This is a genomic window from Prosthecobacter sp., assembly GCF_049294395.1.
Taxonomy (GTDB): Bacteria; Verrucomicrobiota; Verrucomicrobiia; order Verrucomicrobiales; family Verrucomicrobiaceae; genus Prosthecobacter.
In genome coordinates this window covers 1-5,772 of the sequence record NZ_JBAQCR010000295.1, presented here as the reverse complement: position 1 = coordinate 5,772, position 5,772 = coordinate 1, and the positions used below count along the sequence as shown (strand labels likewise).

6 protein-coding genes are annotated in these 5,772 nt (G+C 60.7%); 1 reads left to right on the top strand and 5 read right to left on the bottom strand.

Going from position 1 to position 5,772, the window contains the following annotated elements; genetic code table 11:
* Positions 1–952 (bottom strand): acetylxylan esterase (locus WAW39_RS19750; RefSeq protein ID WP_422320883.1); only part of this gene is annotated, 952 nt, incomplete at its 3' end.
* 103 nt (positions 953–1,055) lie between these two features.
* Between WAW39_RS19750 and WAW39_RS19745 the strand changes: the two genes are divergently transcribed.
* Positions 1,056–2,078: a phosphodiester glycosidase family protein gene (locus WAW39_RS19745; RefSeq protein WP_422320882.1), complete on the top strand. Its 1,023-nt coding sequence runs from the start codon at positions 1,056–1,058 to the stop codon at positions 2,076–2,078.
* Here WAW39_RS19745 and WAW39_RS19740 read toward each other — a convergent pair.
* The 4 genes from WAW39_RS19740 to tsaE all read right to left on the bottom strand — a co-directional run.
* Positions 2,056–3,882 carry an FAD-dependent oxidoreductase gene (locus WAW39_RS19740; protein ID WP_422320881.1) on the bottom strand — a complete coding sequence of 609 codons (1,827 nt, stop codon included), beginning with the start codon at positions 3,880–3,882 and terminating at the stop codon, positions 2,056–2,058. The genes WAW39_RS19745 and WAW39_RS19740 overlap by 23 nt on opposite strands.
* A 30-nt stretch (positions 3,883–3,912) precedes the next feature.
* Complete coding sequence (locus WAW39_RS19735) at positions 3,913–4,761, bottom strand: SMP-30/gluconolactonase/LRE family protein (RefSeq protein WP_422320880.1); 849 nt, start codon at positions 4,759–4,761, stop codon at positions 3,913–3,915.
* Positions 4,758–5,390 carry a tRNA (adenosine(37)-N6)-threonylcarbamoyltransferase complex dimerization subunit type 1 TsaB gene (gene tsaB, locus WAW39_RS19730; protein ID WP_422320879.1) on the bottom strand — a complete coding sequence of 211 codons (633 nt, stop codon included), beginning with the start codon at positions 5,388–5,390 and terminating at the stop codon, positions 4,758–4,760. The genes WAW39_RS19735 and tsaB overlap by 4 nt, the downstream gene beginning before the upstream one ends.
* Before the next feature lie 133 nt (positions 5,391–5,523).
* Positions 5,524–5,772: tRNA (adenosine(37)-N6)-threonylcarbamoyltransferase complex ATPase subunit type 1 TsaE (tsaE, locus tag WAW39_RS19725; protein WP_422320878.1), on the bottom strand; the 249-nt coding region annotated here is incomplete at its 5' end.

The following is a 5,772-nucleotide window of genomic DNA, read 5'->3' as shown; positions in this document are numbered from 1 at the left end:
CAGGCACGCCTGCGCAGATGAATGAGACCCGTTGCTCCAGCCCCGCCGCCGCAAACGCCTGAAAGCCCCCCTGGCTGGAACCATACACAATCAGCGTCTTCCCATCCCACTCCGGCTGCGCCGTGAGAAAGTCGATCGCACGGATCAGACGCAGGAACATGCCTTTGAAGTAGATCTTTTCGCGGTCCTGCGGGTTCGCGTTCGGATAGCCCTTCAGTTCTCCCGCCACCAGCGCGTCATAAAACTCCTTCGGCCTCCCGTTGGGCAGACCGTGTGCATTGATGTCCATCGACAACATTCCGCCTTCGTTCAGCGCCCAGGAAACGCTGCCGAGAGTCGAACTGCGCACACCGGCCCCATGCACATGAAGGATCGCTGGGAGAGACTTGGCCTTGGCTTGCAGCGGTTTGCCAAAGTAACCGCTCACCGGTTTGCCCACGCAGTCGATCTGCACATCAAACGCCGCCACACCCTTCGGCACCCCCGTCGTCACGGGTGTGAGCACCGCCTTCGCCGGCACCTGCGCCAGCGCCGCCTTCTGGGCATCCCAGAACGCATCAAAATCTTCCGGCACAGGCATGCTGGGCTTGAGCAGCAATGGATCATAGCCTGCGCCGGCCATGGTTGATGCCTTGTCACTCGTGGCACGCATCAGCAGAAAGCCGGGTTCATCCAGCTTTCCGATGAGCGTTGCCTTGCCGTCCTTCACATTCAGCGTCTGCGGCGGTTGCGGCTGCACGCCATCCTTGGAAAGCACGCACACCACCTTCCCATCCGCCAGGGGTTTGCCGTCATGCAGCACCTCGATCATGAAGGTCGCCGTCTCACCCACCTTGTACAAGGCATCCGGATGATCCGTGCTGGCCTTCAGCGTCAGTGCCGGAGCAGGAGTCTGCGCCTGCAGACCGAGGGAAATGAGAAGCCACAATGCGGAGAACAGTTTCAATTTCATACCTTCAAAGTTCGAACAGGGCCGGGCCCGAATCAATCTTCATTCATCGGCATGACATCGGCTCTTGATCGTTACTCACTGTTCTCCATGCTGCCCCACCCCCATGATTAGAAAACGCGGATGCCTCAAGCTGCTTCTGCTGCTCGCCCTTGCCGGCGCGCTGCTGGCCTGGCTTGCCGGTGAGGTCTTTTTCAATCTGAACAGCAATGTCGTCGCCGTCAGCGTGCGTGATTCCAAAGCACCGCTCCAGATTCTCACCAAGCGCGGCGAGTGGAAACCCGCCGTCGCCTTGACCGCCGGGGATCTCGACACCGCCCAAATCGAGCGCCATCGCGAGACCGGCATGCGCTGGACCACCCTCAAAGTCCGGCGCCAGGGTGGCACCCTGGCCAGCATCGCCCAGAGAGTTTTCGGGGCGGAGATCCAGATCGTCACCCTCTCGCCTGACCGCTTTGATTTCATGATGACCTATCAGCCGAAGTTTGCCCTCACCACGGCGAGGGAGCGCATGGAAGACGGCAATTTTTGGTTCACCATCACCGCGAACTTTCGCGATCCCAAGGGACTCCCCATGGGGTGGGTCTATCACGAAGGCCGTCAGGTCAATCCCCCTTTCGGCGACTGGAGCGGATGCTTCTTCGTCAGAGACGGCCGCCCGTGGTGCGGGCCGAAGTCGCTGCTCAATGAAGTCCCCGGTCTCATTCAGGAAGGCTGCCAGGTCTATCCCTCCGTGATGAAGAACCACACCACTTTTTCCTATGTGGATCTGAAGCCCGACGCCTTCTTCGACGGTTCCAAAATCAGCTACCGATCCCTCATCGGCATGCGCCAGGACGGCACCATCGTCTTCGTCCTCTCCGGCGACGGCGGCGTCATGAACGTCAGCGAAGTCACCGAGATCGCCCGCAAGCTGAGCGTCCAGCATGCCACCCTCCTCGACGGCGGCCGCGCCCTGCAATACTCCATCCGCACCGACGACGGCCCCTGGCACTTCCACGCCTTCAACACCGAACTCCCCTTTCAACACAAGTGGCTAGAACGCCAGCGCTCCCCCGTCTACATCGGCGTCCGCCGCAAAGCTCCGGTGATTATTGAGGGGGCCTCTAGTCTGCTTTCCCCGCCTTGAGCTTCTTCATCCAGTCAGGGTGTTGCTTCTTGTAGGCCTGAAACGCCGCATGCTCTGTCGTTGAAATCTTCCCGTCCTTGTCCATATCAATGAACGGAAACAGCCATTCCCATCCCGGTTTGGCCTCGCTCCAAGCCTCTTTCGAGTCCCACTCTCCCGCCTCGACCGTGCCCGGTTCATGCCGCAACGTCGGCCCTGTCCATGCGAGGATTTGACCGCGCTCAAGCAGGCGGCTGCGGAGCTTCATTGCATCCATTTGCTGCACCGGCACACCTTCATGGATCGCCTGCGCGGCAGCGATGCCAGCCGACTCACCCAGCACACAAAACACCGGCTCCATGCGCGCAGACGCATACGCGATGTAGCTGGCCGAGAAGCAGACCGGCACCAGCAGATTGCTGCAAGCCTCTGCCTTCGGCGTGATCGCGCGATACGGAATGGGATAAGGATGCCCCGTACCTTGGGAGCCGCCGACAAACATGTTGCCCTCCGTTGCCACGCCCATCTTCCCGGTGCCAAAATCTGCCACGGCGTAACGACGCACCGGATAGATGTCCACACCGTAAAGCGCCAAGCCCACGCTGTCCTCCACCTGCGTCTTGTTCCACACATCTGCCAGCGTCAGCACATAAGGCCCCTGCATGCGTCGCGAGATCCGCACATAGAGCTGATTGGGCCAGCCGTCGGTGTCGGCGTGCATCGTTTTGTCCAGTCCGAGCGCCGCCGTCTCGGCGCGGAACTTCTCCGGCACGCGTGAGTCAGTGCTCAGAAAGTAATGCAGTCCACTGAGGTAGTCCTTGTGCTGCCTCCAGATGCGCGACTTTGCCTCCCAATTCCCATCCTGGTAATACCGGCTCACTCCCAGCGGCGCGATCGTCACCAAAGAATCACGCTTGTAGTTGTACTCACCGCTGTTGAGCCAGCCGGGGAAAATGTCCCGCAGCCGCTTGAGCAGCTTCTCCTCACCCTCTGTGCTGCGGACGAGGTGCTCCACATAGCGCCCCACCACTTCAAAATCCTTCGCGTCATAAGCCGCCGGCTTTTCAAACGCGATTCGCTTCGCCGGATCGCGAGTCACGTAGAAGCGGTAGTTGTAGGCCTGCGTGTAATCATCCGCCGCGCCCTTCGGCAGGCCATGATCTGCATCCACCAGCGGCAGCAGGCCGCTCTTGGCATCCCCTTGCACTACATAGGGATCAATGGGCGTCCAGTTCGTCGTCGGCCCGACGCCTGCCAGTTCTTCATTGAAGACCTCCTTGGCTTCGCGCCCCAACGCATACGGCACCGCAGCCGCCGCCATGACATCTCCCTCATAGCTGGCATCGATGAACACCTTCGCCTCGACCACGGCCGCATCGGATTGCGCAGCCTTGGGTGCAGGCACCCCGTTCTTGTCTGGCGGCGCGAGCTCCAGCACCAGTTTCGTGATCGCCTTTCCGGTCTTTTCCACCTTTTGCACACGATGTTCAAAGAGCACCGAAATCTTCTCCTCCTCCAACCACGCCGCGAAGGCCTGACGGATGGCAGGTGGCTGTTTACCCAGCTTGAAAACACGGCTCGTTGTCAGCCCGCCCACCGCCTGCGGAGCCGCGCAGTCCTGCATCGGCTTGATCCCCGCACCGAGAATCCCGCCCACCCAGCGGCTGGGCTCCACGATGAGAACCGAACACCCCTCCTGCCTTGCCGTCACAGCAGCCACAATGCCTGCGGGCGTTGCGCCATACACGCACACATCCACCTTCTGGGGGGGGACTTCAGCATTGGCGAGTTGAAGAGCCAATAGGAAGAGAGCAGGACGAATCATGCGTCCAACTGGCCACAGCTTGAGACGGTGTCATCCACCAAATGCACTGGATGGCACGCCCTGCGCACCGGGGCGGCAGACGAAGAGGCGTCCGGCGAGGGGTTCTTCAAGGTCGGGTTTCTTGCCGGTGGTGATGTAGAGATCGCGCAAATCAGGGCCGCCAAAGGCACAGGCGGTCGTTTCGACGCAGGGGAAGTCGATCTGCATCTCCTCCTTCTGGGTGGCGGGATTGAAGCAGACCACCTTGGCGCCGTGGCAGAAGGCGATCCAGAGACGATCTTCGCTGTCGATGGTCATGCCATCGGGGGAGGAGGGATCGGCGCTGGTGTCCCAGACGACGCGCTCGTTGGTGATGGCGCTGGTGGCGTTGTCGTAGTCGAAGGCGCGCACTTTTTTGCTGGGCGTGTCGATGTAGTACATCGTGTTTGCAGCACGGTTCCAAATGATGCCATTGGAGTTGGTGACAGGGCCGAATTTCTTTTCGACACGCAGATCGGTATGCAGGCAGTATAGAGAGGCATCAGGGCGCTTCTGGAGGCAAATGGTGCCAGCCCAGAGGCGACCGGCAGGATCGCACTTGCCGTCGTTGAAGCGGTTGTCGGGGAGGTTGGGCTCGGGATCGGCGATGGGGGTGCTGATGCCGGTGGATTCATCGAGGAAGAAGAAGCCGTTGTCGCCTGCCCAGACCAAGCCGCCGCTGGCGCGGGGAACGACAGTGCCGACGCGCTGGCCGACGTCCCAGATCTTTTCTTCACCTGTCGATGGGGTGAGGGCAATTATCTTATAAGTTTCAATATCAACGTACAACAGGCGGTCGCCGTGCCAGATTGGGCCTTCGCCCCATTCGGAAACGTGGTTGGAGATGAGTTCGGGAGTCATGGGGTGGGGCGCTTGGGAAGGGTGATGAAAGCTTCGGCGAGGTAGTGGGGAATGAGGGGCTGATCGATGAGGGCGGCGAGCTCGGCGGCAGGCAAGGATTGGACGATTTTGGCAAGCTTGGCGGCGTCTGGTTTGGCGGAACGGAGGGACAGGCCGAGCGGACATTTGGCGTCGAACGTGTACACTATTTCGCAATCGGCGTTTTTTTCTCGGGCGATTTCGGCGGAAACGATTTCGAGGTCGGGCAGCAGGCGGCCGTTTTCGACGCGGGCCAGGTAGAAACTCTGGCGGCGGGCATCGCCAATGATGTTGTAACTGGCGGGAGCATCCAGGTCCGGCGCGGTGAGGGAGGACCAGCCGACGCACCAGACATTGCGCGAAAGTGCGATGCCCTGAGCGGCGGCGATGGCGATGCGGACGCCGGTGTAGGAGCCGGGGCCGTTGCCGATGACGATGCCGGTGAGTTGATCGCCTGCAGCCGCGAGAGCTTCGCGCAAGGGGGCGAAGACCTGGGCGTTGTGGGAGCGCTCGGACTGGAAGGTGGAGCGGAAGAGCACGTCATCGCCCCGCACGACGGCGATGCTGCCGTGGGCGGTGGAGAGGTCGAGGGCTAGGAGTGTGGTGGGCATCAAAGGTCCGATTTGGACAGGATTAACAGGATGGCAGAATTCACAGGATTTTCTCAAAGGGATTCACTCACATTCATTCAATGCCGAGATTTCAAATCACGACGACCAAATCCTGTCAGAATCAGCCTCATGTTCACGAGGCACGCTCAGTCACGATGCGTGAGCCATCTGGCTTTGGTTCGATTTGGAACCAGCGGGTGTGGGGGGGGAGGAGGTCGGGGAACATGTCGGCCCATTCGACGATGATGACGCCGGGTTCGGTGAGGAATTCGTCCCAGCCGATGCCGATGACTTCGGCGGCGGAGTCCATGCGGTAGAAGTCGAAGTGGAAAATGGGGAGGCGGCCGTCGAGGTACTCGTGGACGAGGGTGAAGGTGGGGCT

Excerpts from the sequence above, each read along its gene's own strand:
- WAW39_RS19745 (WP_422320882.1), top strand. The coding sequence starts at position 1,056 with ATGATTAGAAAACGCGGATGCCTCAAGCTGCTTCTGCTGCTCGCCCTT.
- WAW39_RS19740 (WP_422320881.1), bottom strand. The coding sequence starts at position 3,882 with ATGATTCGTCCTGCTCTCTTCCTATTGGCTCTTCAACTCGCCAATGCT.
- WAW39_RS19735 (WP_422320880.1), bottom strand. The coding sequence starts at position 4,761 with ATGACTCCCGAACTCATCTCCAACCACGTTTCCGAATGGGGCGAAGGC.
- tsaB (WP_422320879.1), bottom strand. The coding sequence starts at position 5,390 with ATGCCCACCACACTCCTAGCCCTCGACCTCTCCACCGCCCACGGCAGC.